The 22,313-nt window shown below is 72.1% G+C and carries 13 protein-coding genes; 5 read left to right on the top strand and 8 right to left on the bottom strand.

What is annotated here, in order from left to right:
• Positions 1-169: 169 nt before the first annotated feature.
• Positions 170-1,549, top strand: a complete 1,380-nt coding sequence (locus ALMP_RS32945; RefSeq protein WP_264935108.1) for a maltokinase — start codon at positions 170-172, stop codon at positions 1,547-1,549.
• Positions 1,550-1,562: 13 nt separating this feature from the next.
• The gene (gene glgB, locus ALMP_RS32940; protein ID WP_375803558.1) at positions 1,563-4,109 is read left to right on the top strand and encodes a 1,4-alpha-glucan branching enzyme; all 2,547 of its coding nucleotides are present in this window, start codon (positions 1,563-1,565) and stop codon (positions 4,107-4,109) included.
• A 20-nt stretch (positions 4,110-4,129) separates the two neighbouring features.
• On the opposite strand, the gene ALMP_RS32935 is transcribed toward glgB, so the two are convergent.
• The 5 genes from ALMP_RS32935 to ALMP_RS32915 form a co-directional block, all read right to left on the bottom strand.
• Positions 4,130-5,548, bottom strand: a complete 1,419-nt coding sequence (locus tag ALMP_RS32935) for a cytochrome P450 (protein WP_264935106.1) — start codon at positions 5,546-5,548, stop codon at positions 4,130-4,132.
• Positions 5,549-5,624: 76 nt separating this feature from the next.
• Complete coding sequence (locus ALMP_RS32930; protein ID WP_264935105.1) at positions 5,625-7,856, bottom strand: UvrD-helicase domain-containing protein; 2,232 nt, start codon at positions 7,854-7,856, stop codon at positions 5,625-5,627.
• A gap of 163 nt (positions 7,857-8,019) precedes the next feature.
• Positions 8,020-8,346 (bottom strand): co-chaperone YbbN, encoded by a 327-nt coding sequence (locus ALMP_RS32925; RefSeq protein WP_264935120.1) that lies wholly within the window; start codon positions 8,344-8,346, stop codon positions 8,020-8,022.
• Positions 8,343-8,771 (bottom strand): MerR family transcriptional regulator, encoded by a 429-nt coding sequence (locus tag ALMP_RS32920; RefSeq protein WP_264935104.1) that lies wholly within the window; start codon positions 8,769-8,771, stop codon positions 8,343-8,345. Before ALMP_RS32920 ends, ALMP_RS32925 begins: the two co-directional genes overlap by 4 nt.
• 29 nt (positions 8,772-8,800) lie before the next feature.
• Positions 8,801-9,310, bottom strand: coding sequence for an Lrp/AsnC family transcriptional regulator (locus ALMP_RS32915; protein WP_264935102.1), 510 nt, complete (start codon positions 9,308-9,310; stop codon positions 8,801-8,803).
• 45 nt (positions 9,311-9,355) lie between these two features.
• Between ALMP_RS32915 and ALMP_RS32910 the strand changes: the two genes are divergently transcribed.
• From ALMP_RS32910 to ALMP_RS32900, 3 genes are all read left to right on the top strand, one after another.
• Complete coding sequence (locus ALMP_RS32910; RefSeq protein WP_264935100.1) at positions 9,356-10,324, top strand: NAD-dependent epimerase/dehydratase family protein; 969 nt, start codon at positions 9,356-9,358, stop codon at positions 10,322-10,324.
• Between the two features lies 1 nt (position 10,325).
• Positions 10,326-11,285 carry an aldo/keto reductase gene (locus ALMP_RS32905; RefSeq protein ID WP_264935098.1) on the top strand — a complete coding sequence of 320 codons (960 nt, stop codon included), beginning with the start codon at positions 10,326-10,328 and terminating at the stop codon, positions 11,283-11,285.
• Positions 11,286-11,366: 81 nt separating this feature from the next.
• The gene (locus ALMP_RS32900; RefSeq protein WP_309299570.1) at positions 11,367-11,693 is read left to right on the top strand and encodes a hypothetical protein; all 327 of its coding nucleotides are present in this window, start codon (positions 11,367-11,369) and stop codon (positions 11,691-11,693) included.
• Positions 11,694-11,783: 90 nt separating this feature from the next.
• Here ALMP_RS32900 and ALMP_RS32895 read toward each other — a convergent pair whose 3' ends face one another.
• From ALMP_RS32895 to ALMP_RS32885, 3 genes are all read right to left on the bottom strand, one after another.
• The gene (locus ALMP_RS32895) at positions 11,784-18,275 is read right to left on the bottom strand and encodes an RHS repeat-associated core domain-containing protein (RefSeq protein WP_264935097.1); all 6,492 of its coding nucleotides are present in this window, start codon (positions 18,273-18,275) and stop codon (positions 11,784-11,786) included.
• Positions 18,276-18,366: 91 nt separating this feature from the next.
• Entirely contained in the window at positions 18,367-21,384 is a 3,018-nt protein-coding gene (locus ALMP_RS44520) for a LamG domain-containing protein (RefSeq protein WP_375803557.1), read from the bottom strand.
• Positions 21,332-22,102 carry a hypothetical protein gene (locus tag ALMP_RS32885; RefSeq protein WP_264935096.1) on the bottom strand — a complete coding sequence of 257 codons (771 nt, stop codon included), beginning with the start codon at positions 22,100-22,102 and terminating at the stop codon, positions 21,332-21,334. The genes ALMP_RS44520 and ALMP_RS32885 overlap by 53 nt, the downstream gene beginning before the upstream one ends.
• Positions 22,103-22,313 lie beyond the last annotated feature (211 nt).

The raw sequence follows: 22,313 nt of genomic DNA, 5'->3' as shown, positions 1-22,313 counted from the left end.
CCGCGATCGGCGAACTGCCCTACCTGCTCACCCTCGCAGGCCACGGTTTCTACTGGTTCCGGCTGCGCGTGGAAGCCGTCTAGAACCCGGCGGCGGGGCGGTTTCCCCCGTCCCGCCCGGGGCACGCATCAGTAACACCCTGACCCCCCGGGTAAAGGAATGTGACGCCATGGCGGAAACGGTCACCCTTTCCGGCAAGACGAGCCCCAGCCTCCTCGCGTCACTGGCCCCCCTGCTGCGGGAGTGGCTGCCACGGCAGCGCTGGTTCGCCGGCAAGGGGAGTCCGGTCACCGGGTTCTCGCTGGTGGCGGCCACCGAGCTGCTGCCGGCCGGCTCCAGGCTCGGCCTGTACCACCTGCTGGTGCGCGCGCACCAGGGCATCGCACCCGGCGACTGCTACCAGCTGCTGGTCGGTGTCCGTGAGGCGCTGCCGCCGCGGCTGGCGCCCGCGCTGATCGGGCACGTGCCGGACGGCCCGCTCGCCGGGCGCACCGTGTACGACGCCCTGTACGACCCCCGGCCCGCCGAGGTGCTCCTGGAGGCGCTGCGCACCGGCGCCCGGATCGGCGCGCTGCGCTGCGAGCGGGACCCGGCGCAGGAGATACGGTCCGGCCTCGTGCCGCGCCGTGTGACGTCCGAACAGTCGAACTCGTCGGTCGTCTATGGAGATACGTTCATTCTGAAGCTTTTGCGCCGGGTGGTCCCCGGCGTCAATCCCGATCTCGAGCTGCCGCTGGCGCTGGCCCGCGAGGGCTGTCCCCGGGTGCCCGCGCCGACGGCGTGGATGCACGCGGACCTGGAGGAGGGCGCGGGCGAGTCGTACGTGCTGGGCGTGCTCCAGCCGTATGTGCAGGGCGCCACCGACGGGTGGGAGCTGGCCCTGCGGGAGCTGGCCAAGGGCGAGGACTTCGGGGCCGAGGCGCGGGCGCTGGGCCGCGCCACCGCCGAGGTGCACACGGCGCTCGCCCGGGCGCTGCCCACGGCGACCCTGGGGCACGCCCAGCTCGGACCGCTGGTGGACGGCATGGCCGGGCGGCTCGACACGGCCGCGCAGGCGGTGCCCGCGCTGCGCCCGTACGCGCCCGCGCTGCGCACCGCCTTCACGGCGCTGTCCGACCTCGCGGCCGAGGGCCGCACCTGGACCGCCCAGCGCGTGCACGGCGATCTGCACCTCGGACAGTGCCTGCGCGCGCCGTCCGGCGAGTGGGCGCTGATCGACTTCGAGGGCGAGCCGGCCCGTCCGCTGGCCGAGCGGCGGATGCCGCAGCCCACGGTGCGGGACGTGGCGGGCATGCTGCGGTCCTTCGACTACGCGGCCCACTCGGCCGCCCCGCCCGCGCCCGGCTGGGCCGAGGCGTGCCGGGCGGCGTACTGCTCCGGGTACGCCGAGGTGGCGGGCGCCGACCCGCGCACCGACCCGGTGCTGCTGCGGGCCTACGAGACGGACAAGGCGGTCTACGAGGTCGTCTACGAGGCCCGGCACCGTCCCGACTGGCTGCCCGTCCCGCTGTCCGCGATACACCGGCTCGCCGCGTCCGATCCCATCTGAGGAGGCCTCGTCCGTGACCCCCAGTCCTTCGTCCAGCGGTTCCGACCCGATGAACCCGAAAAAGAAGGCCGTGACGAAGAAGGCGGCAGCCAAGAAGACGACGGCAAAGGAGACGGTGGCCAAGAAGACGGTGGCCAAGAAGACGGCGGCGAAGAAAGCGACCGCGGCCGAGGAGACGACGGCGAAGAAGACGCCGGCCAAGAAGACAGCGGCGCAGAAGACAGCGGCCAAGAAGGCACCGGCGAAGAAGGCGACGGCCAAGAAGGTCGCCGCGAAGAAGGTCGCCGCGAAGAAGACCGGCGCGGCGGCCGCCCCCAGGGCCACCGAAGCCACGAAGGCCGCCGAGGCCGGCCCCCCGAGCCCGCTCCCCGCCACCTCGCCCGGGGTCTCCGCCGCCGACCGCGAGCGGCTGGTGCACGGCACCCATCACGACCCGCACTCCGTGCTCGGCGCGCACCCCGTGCCCGGCGGGGTCGCCTTCCGCGCCTTCCGGCCGTACGCGCTGTCGGTCACCGTCGTCACCGGGGAGGCGCGGGCCGAGCTGCACGACGACGGCGACGGCTTCTTCTCCGGGCTGCTGCCCCTGCGGGAGGTCCCGCCCTACCGGCTCGTCGTCACCTACGAGGGCGCGGTGCACGAGACCGAGGACGCGTACGGTTTCCTGCCCACGCTGGGCGAGCTGGACCTGCATCTGATCGGCGAGGGCCGGCACGAGCAGCTGTGGACGGTGCTCGGCGCGCACCCGATGACCCACCAGGGCGTGGCCGGCACCCGGTTCTCGGTGTGGGCGCCGAACGCGCGCGGGGTGCGGGTGGCCGGCACCTTCAACTTCTGGGACGGCACCGGGTTCCCGATGCGTTCGCTCGGCTCCTCCGGGGTCTGGGAGCTGTTCGTGCCGGGCATCGGGGAGGGCGAGCTGTACAAGTTCGACATCACCCGGCCGGACGGCTCGCGCACCCTGCGCGCCGATCCGCTGGCCCGCCGCACGGAGGTGCCGCCGGCCACCTCGTCGATCGTGCACGCCTCGGCCTATGAGTGGGGCGACGCGGAGTGGATGGCCGGCCGGGGCGCGATACCCGCGCACGAGGCGCCGTTCTCCGTCTACGAGGTCCACCTCCCCTCCTGGCGCCCAGGGCTGACGTATCGTCAGCTGGCCGAGCAGCTCCCGGCGTACGTCAAGGACCTCGGGTTCACGCATGTCGAGCTGATGCCGATCGCGGAGCATCCCTTCGGCGGCTCCTGGGGCTACCAGGTCACCGGGTTCTACGCGCCGACGGCCCGGCTCGGCACTCCCGACGACTTCAAGTACCTGGTGGACGCGCTGCACCGGGCCGGGATCGGCGTCCTCATGGACTGGGTGCCGGCGCACTTCCCGCGCGACGACTGGGCGCTCGCGGAGTTCGACGGGCGGCCCCTGTACGAGCACTCCGACCCGCTGCGGGCCGCGCACCCGGACTGGGGGACGCTGGAGTTCGACTTCGGCCGGCGCGAGGTGCGCAACTTCCTGGTGGCGAACGCCTCCTACTGGTGCGAGGAGTTCCACATCGACGGGCTGCGGGTGGACGCCGTCGCCTCGATGCTGTACCTCGACTACTCGCGCGAACCGGGCCAGTGGACGCCGAACGAGCACGGCGGGCGGGAGAACCTGGACGCGGTGGCGTTCCTCCAGGAGATGAACGCGACCGTGTACCGCAGGAATCCGGGTGTGGTGACGATCGCGGAGGAGTCCACCGCCTGGGACGGGGTCACCCGGGCCACCCACCACCGGGGCCCGAGCGGCTTCGGCGGGCTCGGTTTCGGGCTGAAGTGGAACATGGGCTGGATGCACGACTCACTCCAGTACATGAGCCACGAGCCGGTGCACCGCAGGTACCACCACCATGAGATGACCTTCTCGATGGTGTACGCCTACAGCGAGAACTACGTGCTGCCGATCTCCCACGACGAGGTCGTGCACGGCAAACGGTCGTTGGTGTCGAAGATGCCGGGCGACTGGTGGCAGCAGCGCGCCGACCTGCGGGCCTACCTCGCGTTCATGTGGGCCCATCCGGGCAAGCAGCTGCTGTTCATGGGGCAGGAGTTCGCGCAGGGCGCGGAGTGGTCGGAGGCGCACGGCCCGGACTGGTGGCTCCTCGACCCGGCCTACGGCGCGGAGGCCGACCACCGGGGGGTGCGGGACCTGGTCCGCGACCTGAACGCCGTCTACCGTTCGACGCCCGCCCTGTGGCGGCGCGACACCGAGCCCGCCGGCTTCCAGTGGGTGGTGGGCGACGCGGCCGAGGACAACGTGCTGGCCTTCCTGCGCCACGACACCGACGGCGCCGCGCTGCTCTCCGTCAGCAACTTCTCCCCGGTCGTCCGCCACGACTACCGGCTCGGCGTGCCCGACGACGTCCCCGCCTGGCACGAGGTCCTCAACACGGACGCGGCCCGCTACGGCGGCGGCGACGTCTGCCACCCCCATCCGATCAAGCCGGAACCACAGGGCCGGCACGGCCGCCCGGCCAGCATCCGCCTGACCCTGCCCCCACTGGCGACGGTGTGGCTGCGGCCGGCCTGACAAACCGAGGTGCCGAGGTATCACGCCTCCGGGACGCCCTTGCGCACACCGGACATCAGCCGTCGCAGCGCCGCCAGCAGTCCCCTGGCCTGTCCCTCACCGCTGGTGCAGCCGGTGAGGGACGGCGGCGTGGTTTCCGCGCGTCGCAGGGACAGGGCGTCGTCGGTCAGTTCGTAGCGCACCGGCAGGACCCGCAGGCCGCGCACCACCGGGCCGGACCGCCACGGCAGCTGGTCGTGCGGGAGGGTCAGTTCGACCTGGGCGAAGCGGTCGAAGACGCGGCCCACGGCGGTGGTCACGATCAGGGAGCCGAGTTCGCGGGCCGCCGTCGGACACTGGTGGGGGCCCGCGCCCCAGCCGAGGTGGGCGCGGGTGGAGACGGTGGAGCCGACCATGTGCGAGGAGCCGATCGCGAGCAGGTCGCGGTGGGCCGCCGCCACGGACGGGGAGACGGCGTCCCCGGCGCGGATCCAGACATTGCCGAGCCGTACGTCCCGCGCCGCGAACCGGAAGCACATGTTGGCGACCGGATGGTTGGCGAGGGCGACCCGGTTCACGGTCTCGCCCAGCTGCCCGGCGGAGAGGCTGCGGCGGACGGTGGCGTTGCCGCGCAACACCTCCAGCAGGGTGTTGAGGACCATGTTGCCGGTGATGTCGTTGAGGTAGACGGCGTTCATGAACAGCTCCCTGCCGAGCTGTTCGTCGCTGATGTCGGGGTCGGCGAGCAGCAGGTAGGACGTGAAGTCGTCGCCGGGACGGGCCCTGCGGTGGGCGGCGAGCCGGGTGAAGGCGGCCAGCGCGCGGGCGGTGGCGGGGCCCGCGTCGGGGCCGCCGTCCAGCATCCGCCACAGGTCCATGACCAGTTCGTCGCCCAGCTCGACCGGGCAGCCGAACAGCTTGGTGGTGACCATCAGCAGCAGCGGCCGGGTGTACTGCGCGCCGAGGTCGGCGAAGCCCGAGCGGCCGGACTCCGCCGCCAGCACCCCGACCAGTTCGTCGGCGTACCGGGCGACCGCCGCGCGCAGCTCCCAGCCCTCGGGGCTGCGGGCGTCCTGGAAGGGGCGCAGTGCCGCGTGGTGGGTGCGGCGCACCGCCCGGTGCTCCTCCTCGTCCATGAACATGGTCTGGCGCACCTCGTAGCCCGCCAGCAGCGGCCAGTCCGGCGGCAGTTCGCCCTGGGCCCTGGCCCGCCAGTACCGGATGTCGCGCCGCCACTGGCTCTCGTTGCGCAGCACCTCCAGCACCTCCCGGTACTCCAGCACCAGCCACACCGGTACGCCCATCAGACCGACCGGTGCGACGGGGCCGTAGGTGCGCCGCAGCCGCTCGTACACCGCGCCCGGGTCGGCGTCGAACTCGGCGGTGAGCAGCGGTTCGACGGGCAGCGATCCGAGCACGGGGGTGTCGACCGGGGCGGGGGTGTGGGGTTGGACGTCCATACCGCACACGCATACCGCACCGGCCGTGCACGCGCAGTAATCACAGCGCGAACTGTTACGTCCGCGTGATGCCCCGTTATGACAAGGTCTCGGCCAATGCCCTGGGCAGGTCGCGGCTGTGCACCACGCCCAGCCGCTGGGTGGCCCGGGTCAGAGCGACGTACAGGTCACTGGTGCCGTACTCGGCCGGCTCGACCACGAGGACGGAGTCGAACTCCAGACCCTTGGACTGGCGGGGGTCGAGCAGGACGACCGTGCGGGTCAGGTCGGGCTCGGCGCCGGCGGTCACCCCGTCCAGCCGGGCGGCCAGCGCGCGGTGCAGCGCGCGCGGGGCGATCACCGCGAGCCGGCCCTCGGCGGGGGTCAGCTCCTCGACCGCCTTGGCGACCGCGCCGGGCAGGTCGTCGGTGGCGCGGGCCCAGGGCCGTACGCCGGTGGAGCGCACCGAGCTGGGCGGCGCGAAGCCGGGGTCCTCGGCGCGGACGACGGCCGCCGCGACCTCCATGATCTCGGCCGGGGTGCGGTAGTTGACGCCCAGCCGGGTGTGCGCCCAGCGGTCCTCGACGTACGGCTGGAGGATCTTCGCCCAGGATCCGACGCCGGCCGCCTCCGCGGTCTGGGCGGGGTCGCCGACCAGGGTCATCGAGCGGGTGGGGCTGCGCCGCATCAGCAGCCGCCACGCCATCGGGGACAGCTCCTGCGCCTCGTCGACGATGATGTGTCCGAACGCCCAGGTCCGGTCGGCCGCCGCGCGCTCGGCGGCGCTGCGGTGGTCGTCCTCCTCGTGGCGTTCCGCGAAGCGTTCGGCGTCGATGATGTGGTGCGCCGACAGCACCTCGCTGGCTTCGGGGTCGTCGTCCTCCTTGTCCTCGAACTCGTAGGTGCGGGAGGCGTAGGAGACGTCCAGCACGCCCTGCGCGTACGCGATCTGCGTCGCGCGTTCGCGTTCGGCGCGGGCCCGCGCCGACCGGTCGTCCTCACCGAGGAGTTCGGCGGCCTCGTCGAGCAGCGGGACGTCCGCGACCGTCCAGGTGCGGGTGACCGGGCGGCGGATGGCGGCCGCGTCCTCGTCGCGGACGTACCCCTCGGGGTCGGCGAGGAAGTCCGCGACAACCCGCTGCGGGGTGAGCACCGGCCACAACTGGTCGATGGCGGACCATACTTCGGGGTTCTCGGCCAGCTCGTCGCGGATCTGGGTGATGTCGCTCGGGTCGAGGAGGCTGGTGCCGTCGTAGGGGTCGGTGCCGACGCGTTCGGCGTACAGCTCGGTGAGGGTGTTGAGGATGTGGCCCTCGAAGTGCTCACGGGCCGCGTTGTGCGGCAGTCGCGCGGCCCGGGTGCGCTCCCGGGCGACGCCCACCAGGCCGTCGTCGAGCATCAGCACCTCACGGTCGTGCTCGATCGCGATCACCGGGTCGGGCAGCGCCTGCCGGTCGCGTACGACGGCGGCGAGGACGTCGGCCATGTCTGCGCGGCCCTTCACGGCGGCCGCCTCCGGCGTGTCCGTGGCCGTCGCCCGCACGCCCGGGTAGAGCTCGCCGACGGTGGCCAGCAGCACGCCCGTCTCGCCCAGCGAGGGCAGCACCTCCCCGATGTAGCCGAGGAAGGCGGGGTTGGGGCCGACGATCAGCACGGCCCGCTTGGCGAGCAGTTCGCGGTGCTCGTACAGCAGATAGGCGGCGCGGTGCAGGGCGACCGCGGTCTTGCCGGTGCCCGGGCCGCCCTCGACGACCAGCACCCCTCGGTGCGGGGCGCGGATGATCTCGTCCTGCTCGGCCTGGATGGTCTGCACGATGTCGTGCATCCGGCCGGTGCGCGCGGAGTCCAGGGCGGCGAGCAGCACGGCGTCGCCGGCCGGGTCCTCGTACCCGGTGCGGGTGGCGTCCCCGAGGTCGAGGAACTCGTCGTGCAGGGCGGTCACCCGGCGGCCCTCGGTGGAGATGTGCCGGCGGCGGCGCAGGCCCATCGGGGTGTGGCCGGTGGCCAGGTAGAAGGGGCGGGCGACGTCGGCCCGCCAGTCGACGAGGACCGGGGTGTGCTCGGCGTCGTCCCGGCGCAGACCGATCCGGCCGATGTGGTGGCTCACGCCGGAGGACAGGTCGATGCGGCCGAAGCACAGGGAGCCGTCGACGGCGTTCAGCGCGGCGAGCAGCCCGGAGCGTTCCGCGACGAGGATGTCGCGCTCCAGCCGGGCCTGCATCGGCTTGTCGCCCTGGGCGAGCGCGTCGGCGACCGAGGCCTCGGTGTCGCCGCGCAGCGCGTCGACGCGGGCGTACAGGTCGTCGATGAATTCCTGTTCCTGCCGCAATTCGCTGTCTTCGCTGTGTGGAAAGCCGGTGTTTGACAATTCCGCTCCCGCCCGGATATACTGTGCGCATTGAACTTCTCTGCGACCCGATTGACCGGAAGTCGCGAACCATCGAATATACGCACAGAAATCCCCCGGGCGCAATGCCCGGGGGATTTCTTTGTCAGAGCGCGTCGGACAGCACGTCGGACAGCTCCTCCAGCAGCCGGCGCTTGGCCCGGGCGCCCACCATCGACCGCACGGGCTCGCCGTCACGGAAGACCATGAACGTCGGCATCGACAGCACCTTGTAGGCGTTGGTGGTCGCCGGGTTGGCGTCCACGTCCAGCTGCACCACCTTCAACCGGTCCGCCTCCTCCACCGCCAGGGCCTTGAGCACCGGCCCCATCTGCCGGCACGGCGGGCACCAGTCGGCGGTGAACTCCACCAGCACCGGCAGCTCGGAGCCGATCACCTGCGCGGCGAAGTCCGCGTCCGTCACCTCGGTCACCATGTGTGGCCTCCCAGTTCGCACCCGGGTTCCGGACCCCCCGGAACCCCCGCCTCGGCGGCCAGCCCGTCCCGCGCCCGCTCCGCTCGCTCGAGCTGCCCGGCGACCTTCCCGCGCACCGCCCGCAGCTCCCCGATGAGCTCGTCCAGCTCGTCCAGCTTGCGCCGGTAGACCGCGAGCGACGCCGGACAGGAGTCGCCCTCGGGATGCCCGGCCCGCAGACACTCCACGAAGGGCCGGGTGTCCTCCAGGTCGAACCCGACGTCCCGCAGCGTCCGTATCTGCTGCAACAACCGCAGGTCGCGCTCGTCGTACGCGCGGTGGCCGTGGTCGTCGCGCCGCGCGGGCAGCAGGCCCCGCGACTCGTAGTACCTGAGCGTCCGCGTCGTGGTCCCGGCCCGTGCGGCCAGCTCGCCGATTCGCATGTCGATGACCGTACGGCTTGACGCCGACGTCAAGGCAAGAGCGGTTTGTGCTCCACCGGCGAGGTGAGCACGATCGACGTCGTCGTGCGGCCCAGGGCGGAGACCTCCTCCAGGACCTCCTCCAGATGCACCGTGTCCCGGACCGCGACCTTGAGGATCCAGCAGTCCTCCCCGACCACGTGGTGCACCTCGATGATCTCGGAGCGCTCCATCAGCTCCAGGGTCCTCGGGTGCTTCAGGTTGTAGCCGCCATGCGGATCGACCCGGACGAACGCCTGGATGCCGTAGCCGAGCCGGGCCGGCACCACGCGGGCGCCGTAGCCGCTGATCACGCCGGCGGCCTCCAGTCGCCGCACCCGCTCGGTGACCGCGGCCGGGCTCAGCCGGACGCGGCGGCCCAGCTCGCTGAGCTTGATCCGGCCGTCCGTCTGGAGCAGCTGGAGGATCTGCCGGTCCAGCGCGTCGAAGGCCACCGAGGTTTCGTTGGCGGCGGGGCGCAGATGCCGTGGTTCTTTCGGCGTCGCGGCCGTAACTCCCATGGTTCCCCCTTCAAGATGTGCGTGTACACCGAGAGAATTATGGCCATGGAAAAGCGCGCGGAAAAGACACGCGAGGCGGACGCCGACGGGGCGAGCGCCGGTCGGGCGAAGTCCCGTGAGGTATTGGTCATCGGCGGGAACCGGTATTTCGGGAAACGGCTGATCGAACGGCTGCTGAACGCCGGGGACCGGGTCACCGTCCTCAATCGCGGATCGTCCCCGCCGCCCCCGGGCGCGTTTCACCTCGTCGCCGACCGGAATGACGAGGAATCGCTGAACGCGGCGCTCGGCACCCGCGCCTTCGACGTCGTCGTCGACCAGGTCTGCTACACCCCGCGCCAGGCCGAGCTGGCCCGCCGTGTCCTCGCCGGCCGCACCCGCCGCCATGTGATGACCTCCACGGTCGAGGTGTACGAGTACGAGGACTCGATCACGCCCGTGCGGGAGGCGGAGGTCGACCCGAGGACCGTCCACGTCGACCTGGCGCTGCCCTGGGACGACCCGGAGTTCCTGGAGGCGCACTACGGCGAGGGCAAGCGGCAGGCGGAGGCCGTCCTCGCGGCGGACCCCGCGTTCCCGTACGTCTCGGTGCGGGTGGCCCATGTGCTGGGCGGCGCCGACGACTTCACCGGCCGGCTGCGCCACTACGTGGACCGGGTCCGCGCCGGTGAGCCGATCGCCGTCCCCCCGGTGAACCGTCCGGCGACGTACATCCACGTCGAGGAGATCGCCGACTTCCTGTTCTGGGCGGTGGGCCAGGACTTCACGGGCCCCGTCAACGCGGCGTCGCACGGGCCGCTGACGACCGAGGACGTCTGCGCGGCGGTGGCCGCGCGGCTGCCCGGGGGCAAGGTCCTCTTCCAGGAGGTGGAGGTCGGCGAGCTCTCGCCCTTCGCCTTCACCCGCTCCTACGCCATGGACAACTCCCGCGCCACCGGCCTCGGCTTCGTCTTCGGCCACACCGGGCACTGGCTGCCGCGAGCGGTGGCCGAGACCCTCGGAGAGGACGACTGACATGCGTCACCGCAGCCTCGGCGGGCTCGCCGTGAGCGCGATCGGGCTCGGCGCGATGCCCCTGTCCATCGAGGGCCACCCCGACGACGCCCGTGCCCTGGCCACCGTGCGCGCCGCGCTCGACGCGGGCGTGACCCTGCTGGACACGGCCGACTCCTACCACCTGCCCGGCGCCGAGCCCGGCCACAACGAACGGCTCGTGGCCCGCGCGCTCGCCGGCCGCGGCGGCGCCACGGACGAGGTGCTCGTGGCGACCAAGGGCGGCCGGGGCCGGCCGGCCGGCGCGGACTGGACCGTGAACGGCGACCCGCGCCATCTCAAGGCCGCCGCGGAGGCCTCCCTGGAGCGGCTCGGCGTCGAGGCGATCGGCCTCTACCAGCTGCACAAGCCGGATCCGGCGGTCCCCTTCGAGGAGTCGGTGGGCGCGCTGCGGGACCTGCTCGACGAGGGCAAGATCAGACTGGCCGGCGTCTCCAACACGACCGCCGACCAGATCCTGCGGGCCCACGCGATCCTCGGCGACCGGCTCGTCTCCGTGCAGAACCGGTACTCCCCGGCCGTGGGCGACAGCGAGCCCGAGCTGCGCCTGTGCGCGGAACTGGGGCTGGCCTTCCTGCCCTGGAGCCCTCTGGGCGGCATCTCCCGCAGCTCCCTGGACGGGCCGTCCCGGCTGCACCCGGGCGAGCGGCGCCTCGCGGCGTTCCACGAGATCGCCGCCGAGCGCGGAGTGAGCCCTCAGCGGGTCTGCCTGGCCTGGCTCCTGTCCCGCTCCCCCACGGTGATCCCGATCCCGGGCGCGAGCCGCCCGGAGACGGCACGGGACTCGGCCCGGGCGGCGGACCTGGTGCTCGGGGAGGAGGAGCTGCGGCGGCTGGAGGCGGCCGTGCGGCGGGAGCGGGTCACCCGGCCGGAGCAGCCGGTGCGACCGGACGATGAGCTGCCGATGACTCCGATGGCGTGACGTTTCGCCGAGGTCGCAACCGGCACGGGCCCCGCGGCGCTCCTGTCCAGCAGATCCGCACAACACCGCAGGAGGAGAGACGTGACCGCCATCGCCGTCGAGCACAGCTCGCCCCGTACCTTCGTCGACCCCTACGCCGTGGACACCCCCGCCCCCGTCTGGCCGGCCGCCGCCGGTCAGTACCAGGACGCGGACGGCGACCACCCACTGCCGCCGCCGGACCCGGCCGAGCGTCTGAGCCTGCCCATCGACCCGCGCGACCGCCGCCGTCTCGACCTCCACGCGGCACTGACGGCGGCGGGCATCCCGCCCCGCCCCGACGACCGGGAGGCGATCGACCAGCTCAGCGCCCTTCCCGGCAGCGTCAACGCCGCCCTCCAGCGCTGGCTGCGGCACACCACCGCCTGACGGCGGCGGGGCCGGGCCGCCGGGGATGCGGCCCGGCCCCTCGTCACGCGGCGGCGGACGCCGCGTGGATCCGGGCATCCTGGATCTTCCTCATGGCATCACCTTCTTGCCCCAGGGATCGTCGCCGCCGACGCCCTGCCACTGGGGGATGGCGTCCACGATGGCCCGGTGCAGGTCCATCTCCGTCATGTCGGAGCCGTACTTGTCGTAGAGCCGGATGCCCACGTCGATGGACATGTCGTCGCCGCCCCCCTCGTCCGTCGCGCCGAAGGCGGCGCCCGTACCGTGCGAGCCGACGATCAGGGTGGCGCGGTCGAAGCCCGCGGCCCGGCCGACGTAGCCGTAGTGGATGTTCGACCAGACGTCGTAGAGGATCCGGCCGCCCTGCCCGTTCTTCAGGATGTCGGTCCGGTAGCCCGTCGCGTCCAGGCCGAACTTCTCGGCCAGCACGGGCTTGTGGTCCCACTCCCCGCCGGACTGCACGAGCCAGCCGAACTGGCTCAGGGCCGCGCCCTTCGCCGCATTCTCGTCCTGGGATCCGAAGGGAAGCCCGAAGATGAGGTTCCTCAGCATGACGGCGGACCTCTGGGCGGAGTTGCCGATCATGCCGACGGCCTGGCAGCGCTTGTAGTTGTTGTGGCACCGCATGGTCTTGACCTCGTCGCCCTCCACGTTCGTCATCATCTCCTGGAACATGAAGTGCAGGATGTCGGCGTAGACGTCGCCGAGGACCTCGACGGCCTGCCGGCTCTGCTGAAGGTAGATCGCCTGCACGCAGGCGCTGTCGCAGTAGTTGCCGGCGCTGTCCTTGTGGACCCTCTCGGGCTGGCCGAGGGTGATGCCGTTGCCGTCGTGGGTGGCGGGTTCCGGCATGGGGTCGCCGTCGTCCGGGCAGGCGGGCTCGTCCTTGCCGCCGCACAGCAGCGCCAGGCCCGAGGGGTCGGAGCGGGTCACGGGGTTCTGCGCGGCGTAGCTGTAGCCGTTCAGGGTCTGCGGCAGCTCCACCTGGAGCACCGGGTCGACGCTGATGAACTGGCCGGTGGTCGGGTCGTAGGCGCGCGCCCCGACATGGGTGAGGCCGGTGGAGGCGTCGGCGGACTTGCCGAGGAAGCCCTTGTCGTCGGGCCAGACGCCGGTGGTGGCGCCCCGGCCCGCGCCGAACGGCGTGCTGTGGCGCTTGCTGAGCGCCTGCGCGGCGTCCGCGGTCACCGCGACCGAGCCGGTGCCGTGGTGGTCGGCGCCGAGGAAGCTGAGCTTCTCCGTGCCGGACTGGTTGGTGCGCAGGGCGAGGGTGGTCCCGGCGGCGCTGTAGTACCGGTTGGCCCACTTCTGGCCGGCCTTCAGGTGCACCTCGGTGGAGCCCAGGTACAGGACGGTCTCGCCCGAGGCGGAGCCGTCGCGGCGGATGAGGAGTTCGCCGTCGGCGTCGTACAGGTAGCCGGTGCTGGTCGTGCCCTCGGTGACCGCGGCGAGCTTGCTCTCGCTGTTCCACGTCAGGCTCTGGCTCGTGGTGGAGCCGGCCTTCTCGACGCGCTTCTCGGTGTTGCCGGTGTCGTCGTAGGTGTACTGGGCGGCCACGCCCGTGCAGGTGGTGCCGGTGGTGGTGGCGGTCAGGGCGTGCGGGCGGGTGGTGTCGTTGTAGCAGAAGGTCGTGGTGACCGGCGTCGCGGTGTTCTGCCTCTCGGTCCTGCGCTGCCCGGCGCCGGTGTAGGTGTACGACGTCCAGTACGGCGCCGGCCCGCCGAGGTTCGCGACCGTCCGCCCGGAGGCCGCGCAGTCGGCGGTCTTCGGCGTCCAGGCCTCCGTCAGGCGGCGCTGGCCGTCGTAGGCGAAGCACTGGTGGTCCCGGCCGGTGCCGAGGTCGGCGGTGTCGCCGAGGGAGGTGACGTTGCCGGCCTGGTCGTAGCCGTAGGCGAGGTCCTGCACGGGGCCGCGGGTCTGGTCGTCGACCGCGGCGTTCAGCAGCCGTCCGGTGCCCTTCTCCCAGGTGTTGGTGAGGAAGACCCGCTTGGTGCCGGCCGCGGTGCCGAGCTGGAGCTGCCCGACCTGGCCGAGCGCGGTGTAGTCGGCGGCCAGCAGGTAACCGGTGGCGCCGGACAGCTCGTTGGGCAGGCCCGCGCTGTTGTACCGGGTCTCCACCGTCTCCGCGGCCAGTCCGCCCGCGGCCGGTTCCTTGGTGCTGCCGACCGTGCCGTCGAGGCGGTACGTCGTCGCGAAGGTGCTGGTGGCCGCGATCGCTCCGGAGGTGACCAGCGCGTCGTCGGAGGGCAGCGTCAGGGTGGTGGCGGTGGCCCGGCCGAGGGCGTCGTAAGCGGTGATCTCCCGGGTGTAGGCCTTGCCGCCCTCGTAGCGGGTGGATCCGGTGGGCAGGCCCTTCTGGACGCTGTCGAAGGTCCACACCGCGAGCTTGTTGGCGTCGGTGCGGTCGGTGCGCCACTTGGCGGTGGTGCGGCCGAGTTCGTCGTAGCCGTAGAGCAGCACCCGGGTCTCGGCGTCCGTGACCGTGTCGACCTGGTCGAGCGCGGTGTAGGCGGTGCGGGTGGTTCCCTTGTCGGGGTCCACGGACTTCACCTGCCGGCCGAACAGGTCGTAGGTGTAGGACCACGTGGCGTCGTCCGGACCGGTGACCGTCTCCTGCTTGCCGTCACGGGTCCAGGTCTGCTTGACCCGGGTGTACGGCGTGCCGGTGGCCGCGCCGTACTCCGTGTCGTCGGGTGAGGTGCCGGAGTAGGTCCGCGTCTCGGTGGTGCGGCCGTAGGCGTCGGTCACGGTGCGGGTGGCGTTGCCGCCCTGGACGCCCGTGACGGCCGTCGAATCGCCGGTGTGGGTGGTGGTGGTCGACCACTTCTTCACCCCGTCCACCAGCAGCGTCGAGGTGGTGGCGCGGCCGGCGCCGTCGTACTCGGTCTGGGTCTGTCTGCCGCCGCCGTAGGGCACCTGCGCGTAGGTCCCGTTGGGCGCGGTGGTGTTGTCGTAGACGTCGGCGTACGTCTCGTACGCCAGGCCCCGGCTGTCGTAGCGGGTGTCGGTCAGGATCCGGCCGCCCAGGGGCGAGGGGACCTGGGTCTGGAGCTCCCGCAGGTGCGAGTCGTACAGCGAGTACCGGGTCCGGTAGGTCGTGCCGTCGGCCTTGAGGGTGGACACCGACGTCCATGGCGCCTTGTTGCGCTGGAAGCCGTAGCCGAAGGTGGCGTTGGCGCTGTCGCCGCCCGACTTGGAGCGGTTGGGCAGCCAGGTCGCGGTGAGCCGGCCGAGGGCGTCGTAGGTGTGCTCGGTGCGCCTGAGGTTCTGGTCGAGGACGTAGCTGACGGTGCCTCGGGCCGGTTCGTGCACGGTGGTCGTCTGGTGTGCCTGGCCGTTGGAGGCCAGCTTGGGCTTGGTGACGACCATGGTGACCAGCGGGCCGGCGGCCGCCGGGAAGTAGGCGGTGGTCGTCTTGTTGCCCTTGGCGTCCGTCGCCGTCAGCGGGCGGCCGAGCTTCGCCGCGGCCGTGTCGTACGTCGTGGTGGTGACGGTCTGCCAGCCGGTCGTCGCCGACGGGTGGCGCTCGGCGGTGCCGGAGGCGGCCGGGTAGGCCTTCGCCCGGCCGGTCCAGGTGGGCAGGCCGAGGGTCGGGACCTGGTCCGGGCTCCAGCCGGTCGCGGACGGGTTGTCGAAGACGGTGGCCGTGTCGGTCAGGACGTCGCCGCGGGTCTCGGAGGTCGCGGGCAGGCTCAGCGAGGCGTCCGTCGTGGCGCAGGCCCGGGCGACCGTGCGGGTGCGAGAGACCAGCTCGGTCAGGCCCTTCGCGGCGTTGCGCGCGTACCAGGTGCGGGTGCAGGTCTCGTCCCCGGTGACCGACCAGTCGCCGTGGTTCTCGACCGACGTGACCATGCCGTACGTCGGGTCGTAGGTGGAGGAGGACGCGGTGACCCGCCACTTCCGGGCGGCCGTGAGATAGGTGTCCTCGTAGGTGCGGGCGGACCTGACGAAGTACGCCTTGATGTGGGCGTACGACTTCTGCTGGCTCGCGGTCTGCTCGGCCCACAGGTTGTTTACGACGGTCGAGATCGCGGTGGCGCCCGAGTAGACGACCTCCTGACGCAGCCGGCCCGCGTAGTGGTCGTGGTCGGTGACGTCGGCGACGTCGAGGTTGTCGGTGGTGACGGCGGTGGTGTTGTCCAGGTCGAGGCCGGCGACCGTGGCGGACCGGGTCGTTCCGTCCTTGCGCCTGTCGCCGTTCATGCCCTGGTGGAAGAGCTTCACGGTCTTGGAGCGGGTGGCTCCCGCCTCACCGGTGTAGGTGGTGACCTTCTGGTAGCCGCGCCAGACCGACCAGGTGCGCTCCTTCTCCTTGGTGAAGGGGTCGTCGTCGTAGTGCCAGCCCGGGGTGGCGTACTCGTACGACGTCTGCGTGCCCGGGTTGCCCGCGGCGGGGTCGTTGGCGGTGACCGCGGTGACCCGGTACTTGTGGAACCAGTCCAGCTGGGGGTCGCCGCCGTTGATCCCCCAGTACACCGGGTAGCAGGACAGGTCGTTGTCGTCCTCGGCGGCCGGCATGCGGCTGCCGCGCACGCACTCCGGCTCCGAGAAGGTGACGGAGGTGATCGCGCCCGTCTCGGAGACGATCGAGGCGATGCGCGGGCGGGTCAGCGCCAGGATGTCGTCGCTGGTGGAGTCGACGCGGTTGGGGCGCTGCTGGTAGGTGAAGTCGACCGGCGGGACGGTGATGTCCGTGCCGTTCTTCCCGGTGCGCTGCACCGACTTCAGCACCAGGACCTGGTCGGAGCTGTTGCCGATGTCCTGCCCGTCGAAGAACTCCTGCTCCAGCGTGTAGGCGTCGACCGGCTGGAAGGCGTCCGGCTCGGCCGCCCGGGACCAGAAGTACGTGTTGACCGCGGTCAGGCGCTTGCGGGTGAAGAACCCCGGCCCGGTGGCCTTGCAGTCGTCCTCGTCCGCCGTGCACAGGGCGTCGAAGGGGACGTCGGGCCAGTTGTCGGCGGTGTCCGCGGTCAGCGAGGAGCAGTCGGAGGCGGTGCAGCGCTCCTTGTGGGTGAAGGTCACCTTGTGGGAGGCGGGGGCGGTGAAGAGCGTGTCGGCGCGCTGGCCGTAGCGGATCTCGTCGAGGTGGCCGCCGCGGGTGTAGGAGGCGAGGGCGGTCTTGTCGCCGTTCTTGGCGTAGTGGTTGGTCTCGGCGGTGTACCAGTACGTGGAGGCGTTGCCGTGGACGTCCTCGACCAGGTCGAGGTTCCAGCGCCAGGCCTGGGTCTCCGCGCGGTCCTTGAACTCGTTGCCCTTGCTGTGGCCGGGCTCGCCGCTGTCGTCGCCGAACACCGGGACGGTCCACACGGAGCGGGTGCGCTCGGTGCCCGCGCCGGGGAGCTTGTTCAGACCGAAGGTGTAGGTGGTGCCGTTGCCGGTGACGACCTTCCAGTACTCGCCGTCGGCGTCGCCGTTGTCGGCGTCCGTGAGCCGGGTGACCTTGGAGGCGTCGTCGTCCTTCAGGCGCCACTGGCCCGTGGTGTCGTCCTTGACCAGTTCGGTGGACTTCCCGTTGAGGACGAGCGAGGCGTTGTCGTACTTCCAGCACTGGTCGTGCTTGTCGGTCTGTCCGTCGTCCTCGCACGAGCCGTACTTGCGCTCGACGTACGACGAGGAGGTCAGCTCGAAGCCCTCGCCCACCAGGGACGACTGGTTGTTGGTGTTGGCGGTGCGCCCGTCGACGCCGCCCGAACCGTAGGAGAGCTCCAGGGCCGGCGCCGGGCCCGCCGCGGCGGGCGGTGTGGTGATCGGGTACGACCAGGAGAACGCCCCGGAGGAGGCACCGGCCTGCCAGCTCGACGACGCCGACAGCGGGGTCGCCTCGAAGTCGCCGGAGCCGGCCGTGGAGGTGGTGGCCGACGTGGCGGTCAGGGCCATGACCGTGGGGGCGGTCGCCGAACCGGCCGGGACGCGGGAGGTGACCTTCTCCGCGGTGACGTCGTTGTCCGACACCACCGCGGTGGTGGTGCGGCAGGCGGCCTTCGCGGGGGTCGTCAGGGCGCACCCGGGCAGCCGGACCAGTCCGAGGCGCGAGGCCCAGTTGCCGCCCACGGCGGAGGCGAACGAACTGTAGTCGAACGTCACTTCGGCCGCGCCCGGACGGCCCGCCGCCACCGTGAACAGCACGCCGGTCACGCCCGCCCGGCGGGCGGCCGCCTGGTCCAGGACGGTGACCTTCGCGGTGCCGGAGGCGGCGGCCCCGGTGCCGGCCCGCACCGGTTCCACCGCCACCGGGGTCCTGCTCCGCGTCGGCGCGGACAGCTCGGTCGTCGACACGGACGCCTTCGGCCAGGCGACGTCGCGTTCGGCGCGGGCGGACTCCACGCGGCGGGCGTCGGCCTTGCGCTGACGGGCCACCTGCGCGCGGGCCGCCGCGGCCCGAGGGGTGGTGACGGCTTGCACGCGGGTCGGTTCGACGGCGGGCACGTCGGGGCGGCCGGGCGCCTCGGCCGCCGCGGCCAGGGGGGTCAGGGAGGCGGGCACGGACAGCACCACCGTCAGCAGAACGGTCAGCGCGCCACGCCGGGCCCGGGGGCCAGGGGGGTACGAGCGAGAGGACACGGGGTTCTCCAGGAAGCTGAGGGGAGGCCGCGGTGCCCGTCCCGCCCCGGTCGCGGAGGGGGACGGGCGGGACGGGCACCGCGCGGAGGGCTCAGTAGCCGATGAGGTTCTCGACCTGGGTGGCGTCGGTCACGGCGCCCGCCCACAGGCGGATGTCGGTGATCCGGCCGGGCAGGTGGTGGCCCCAGGCGCCGCCGACGTAGCCCTTGCCCGCGGCGAACTCCCCGGTGCCGGCCGACGCGGTGTAGGCGAGCGGGTCGCCCTGCCGTGTGCTGCCGACGAACAGGGTGATCTCCCGGGTGCGGGCGTCGTACGCGCCGACCAGGCCGACCTCGCTGTCCAGGACGGCCGCCTCGTCGCTGACGACGGAGGTCCCGCCGCCGTCGGCGGTGAGCCGGCCGAAGTGCCAGCGGGCCACGGCGACCGTGGTGGTCTGCGGGACGCCGTTGTCGTCCAGGACCGGGTTGCCGTCGTCGTCGAGCACCGGCTCGCTCAGCGTGCCGGTCTTCTCCACCCACAGGCTCCACGAGGAGCCGGTGGCGGTGCGCTGGCCGAGCACCTGGGCGCGGTAGCCGTCCGGCTTGCCGGTGAGCGCGGCGGTGTCGACGTTCACCGTGGTGGCCGCGGTGAAGGAGCCGCCGTCCGCGACCAGGGGCCGCGACGCGGTCGCCGCGCCCGCGGCGCCGTCGAGGACCAGGGCCTCCCCGTCCAGCGAGGCGCCGGAGCCGGACAGGGTGAGGGTGTTGCCGTAGCCGGAGGTGTCGGCGAGCGTGGTGCCGGTGGCGCCCTCGGGGCTGTACTGGGCGACGAGTTCGGCGTACGCCTTGCCGTCCGCGCCGACCGGGCTCGCCTCGCGGGCGATCGCCTCGGGCAGTTTCGCCTCCTGCCACATCGCGACCTCGTCGACCTCGCCGGGGAAGTGGTCGACGTATCCGCCGCGGTACTTCACCCGGCCGATCTGCAGCGCGCCCGCCGCCGACCAGGCGCCGGTGGTCAGGGTGTCGGTGCCCTGCGGCACCCCGTTGACGTACAGCGTCAGGGTCTTGGCGGTGGTGTCGACCACGGCGGCCAGGTGGGTCCACACCTTGAGCTGGGGGGCCTCCACGGAGTTCACCCGCTGGTTGTCCAGTGAGGTGGTCGCCGCGTCGGCGTCCGCGAGCCGCAGGCACCACCGGTTCGCCGTGGCGCAGTAGCCGAGGAAGAAGGGGCTGTAGTGGGTGCCGTCCTGGCCGAGCACCGTGGCATTCGCCGCGGTGGCGTCCAGCCGCACCCAGGCGGCGGCGGTGTAGGAGGCCTGGGTCTCCAGCACCTTGGCCGCGGTCGCCGCGTACGACGTGCCGCCGACCTTCAGCGCCTTGTCCTCGCCGGTCGCGCCGTTCTCGGTGACCACACCGCGCCGGCCCGTGGTCACCCGGGTGGCGCCGCTGAGGGTCGCGTCGTCGCGCAGGGCGGTGGTGGTGGCGGACACGTCGACCGCGGCACCGGACGCCTCGTTGAACGTCCACCGGCCCACCGGGCCGTCGCCCTCGGCGACCAGGAAGCGCACCTTGTTGCTGCCGTAGCGGCCCTGTGCGTCCTTGGCCCGTACCTCCAGCGTCATGGTGCCCGAGTCGATCGGGGTGATGGTCTCGGTGACCGTGGCGCCGCTCTTGAACGGCCGCCAGGTGCTGTCGGTCGACAGCTTGTAGTCGTAGCCGACGTTCGTGTCCCCGCTCGCCGGTCCGAACGTCACCGTGCCCGACCTGCCCGGGGCGCCGGAGGGGGTGCAGGCGCCCGGTTCGCACGCCGTGTAGGTGGTGTTGAAGGTGATCGTCGGCGGCTTGGGGGCGCTGCTGTCCACCGTGAAGTAGCAGAACGGTGTGGCCGCACTGGCCAGGTGGCTGTCGCCGCTGTTGTAGTACGACTGGGTGAAGGCCCGGTAGCGGTACTGCTTGCCGTCGGTGAGGGTGGCGTCCCAGGTCTTGTTCCGGTCGACGCCGTCACCGACGTAACCGCTGGTCGGGCTGAGCGACCCGGTGGTGGGTTCCTTGGCGTCGGACCAGGTGCCGTCGGTGTTCTTCACGTCCAGGTCGAAGTACACGCGCAGGGAGGCCCCGGACTCGCCGCCGGCGACCGTCTGCGGGGTGGCCGCCAGGTTGGGCGTCGGGTCCGACCACATCGTCGGCGCGGTCGCGCTCTTGGAGCAGATCTGGTTGGTGCCGGTCTCCAGGCCGTACTCGGTGGGCACGGCCGGCTTGCCGACGTAGACCACGTCGATGACGGCGTCGTCGTCGAACCGCTTCCACGCGATCGGGTCCGACTCGTCCTTCGCCTTCAGCATCAGGGTGAGCGTGGAGAACTTGCCGTCCGCGAACGCCTTCACCGTCGACGTCAGGTTCTCGTCCGTCTCGTCCGGGTTGTCGTTGAACTCGATCGGCGCGCGCGGCTGCGACGGACTGCACGCGTCGCCGCGTCCCGCCGACACGTACCGGTCGCCCATCTGGTCCCAGGAGTTGTCCGACTTCGGGCCGCCGGGGCCCGGCCACTTCGTCGACGAGGAGATGCCGTCCGTGCGTTCCAGGTCCACCCAGCGGGCGTCGCACGAGAACGACCAGGTCTCGGTCACCGCGAAGGTCGCGTCCAGCACCTGCTTGCCCTTGAGCTTGCCCGGCGTGAACTCGAAGTACATGCGATTGGTGTAGGCGCTGCCGGTGGTGCAGTAGTAGCGCACGCCGCCGATCAGGGCCGAACTGCAGCGGCCCACGCTCATGCCGTTGTCGCCGCCGGAGAAGTTGTAGAAGACGTCCCCGTCCGAGGAGAGCACCGTCCGCTCGGACTCGTTCATCTCCACCGACGGGTCGATGTACAGGGGCAGTTCGGCGCTCGTGGTGTCGGCGATCAGGTCCGCGTCGGGGGTGACGGTGACCTGCGTCGGGGTCACGTCCACGGCCATCACGGCCGCCTCGTCACCGAGGCCGGGACCGGCGAGCGGGTCGCCCTCCTCGACCGGGCCGGCCGGACGGGCCCCGGCCGGGGGTGCGCCTGGGGCGGGGCTCGCCGCCGCCGGCGGGATCGTTTCATCGGCGGACGGGGTCGCATCGGCCGCTGTGACGGCCAGGGGGCGCCGCACCGAGGCTCTGCGCGCTCAGGCCCTCGCCGTCCCGCGCCTGCCCCGCCGAGTTCCACATCCGTGCCGACGGCGAGCGGAAGACGACGTTGCCGTTGCCGTCCAGGGCCTCCATGCTTCCGGCCGAGCCCTCCCGCACGCGCAGGCCCTCGACGTCCATCGCGTAGGTCAGCGACGCCAGCGCGGGGTCCTTGGCGGCCTTGAGCGTCTCGACCTCCAGGAGCTGCCGGAAGCCCTCCACGGTGGCCGTCAGGATCAGGTTGACGTCCGGGCGGACGTCCTCGTAGACCGCGCGGGTGCCCTCCAGACGGGGTGCCGGCAGCTTGCCGGGCCAGCCGAGGGTGACCGAGCGCCCGTCCTCGGCGATGGTGACCAGTTTCTTGCCGTCGCCCCCACCGGAAAAGGACAGATCCACCGCGGCCGCCCGGGGCCCGACGGAGCCGTCCGCGCGTTTCACGAGCGTGGCGTCGGGGTTCGTCCAGCCACCGTCGTCCTTTTTGACCCGGACCGGGACGACCGATTTACGAAGGGTGAAAGTGCGGCCGTCGGGATTGGCGAACACCGTCTCGTGTTCGGTGCGCTCCTGCGGGATTTCGACCTGTTCACCCGATGCGGCCGCCTGCGCGAGGGCCCGCCCGGAAGCGGACCGATCGCTGCTCTCGGCGGCAATCGCCGTCTGTGGCGCCAGGAGCGGCCCCACCGTCACAACCGTGCCCAGCACGGCAAGCGCTGTAAGCCCGGCCAGACCGGCCCGGCGTCTTCCGTCCCCCACGGACTCACCCTTCGCTCACACGATCGTTACAGGCGGGGACATCCCACAGCCGAGGGAAACAGCCCGTCAAGAACAAGCCAACGGGAATCAACGGAAACGGCTTCGGCTTCCCTGGGATTCCTGAAATAAACCATGAGAGGGCAAGAAATAAGCCAATGTT

Source organism: Streptomyces sp. A012304, assembly GCF_026008495.1.
Taxonomy (GTDB): Bacteria; Actinomycetota; Actinomycetes; order Streptomycetales; family Streptomycetaceae; genus Streptomyces.
This window is presented reverse-complemented; position numbering and strand designations above follow the sequence as displayed.

Coding starts and splice junctions, on each gene's coding strand:
- ALMP_RS32945 (WP_264935108.1), top strand. CDS start 170: ATGGCGGAAACGGTCACCCTTTCCGGCAAGACGAGCCCCAGCCTCCTC.
- ALMP_RS32935 (WP_264935106.1), bottom strand. CDS start 5,548: ATGGACGTCCAACCCCACACCCCCGCCCCGGTCGACACCCCCGTGCTC.
- ALMP_RS32920 (WP_264935104.1), bottom strand. CDS start 8,771: ATGCGAATCGGCGAGCTGGCCGCACGGGCCGGGACCACGACGCGGACG.
- ALMP_RS32915 (WP_264935102.1), bottom strand. CDS start 9,310: ATGGGAGTTACGGCCGCGACGCCGAAAGAACCACGGCATCTGCGCCCC.
- ALMP_RS32910 (WP_264935100.1), top strand. CDS start 9,356: ATGGAAAAGCGCGCGGAAAAGACACGCGAGGCGGACGCCGACGGGGCG.
- ALMP_RS32905 (WP_264935098.1), top strand. CDS start 10,326: ATGCGTCACCGCAGCCTCGGCGGGCTCGCCGTGAGCGCGATCGGGCTC.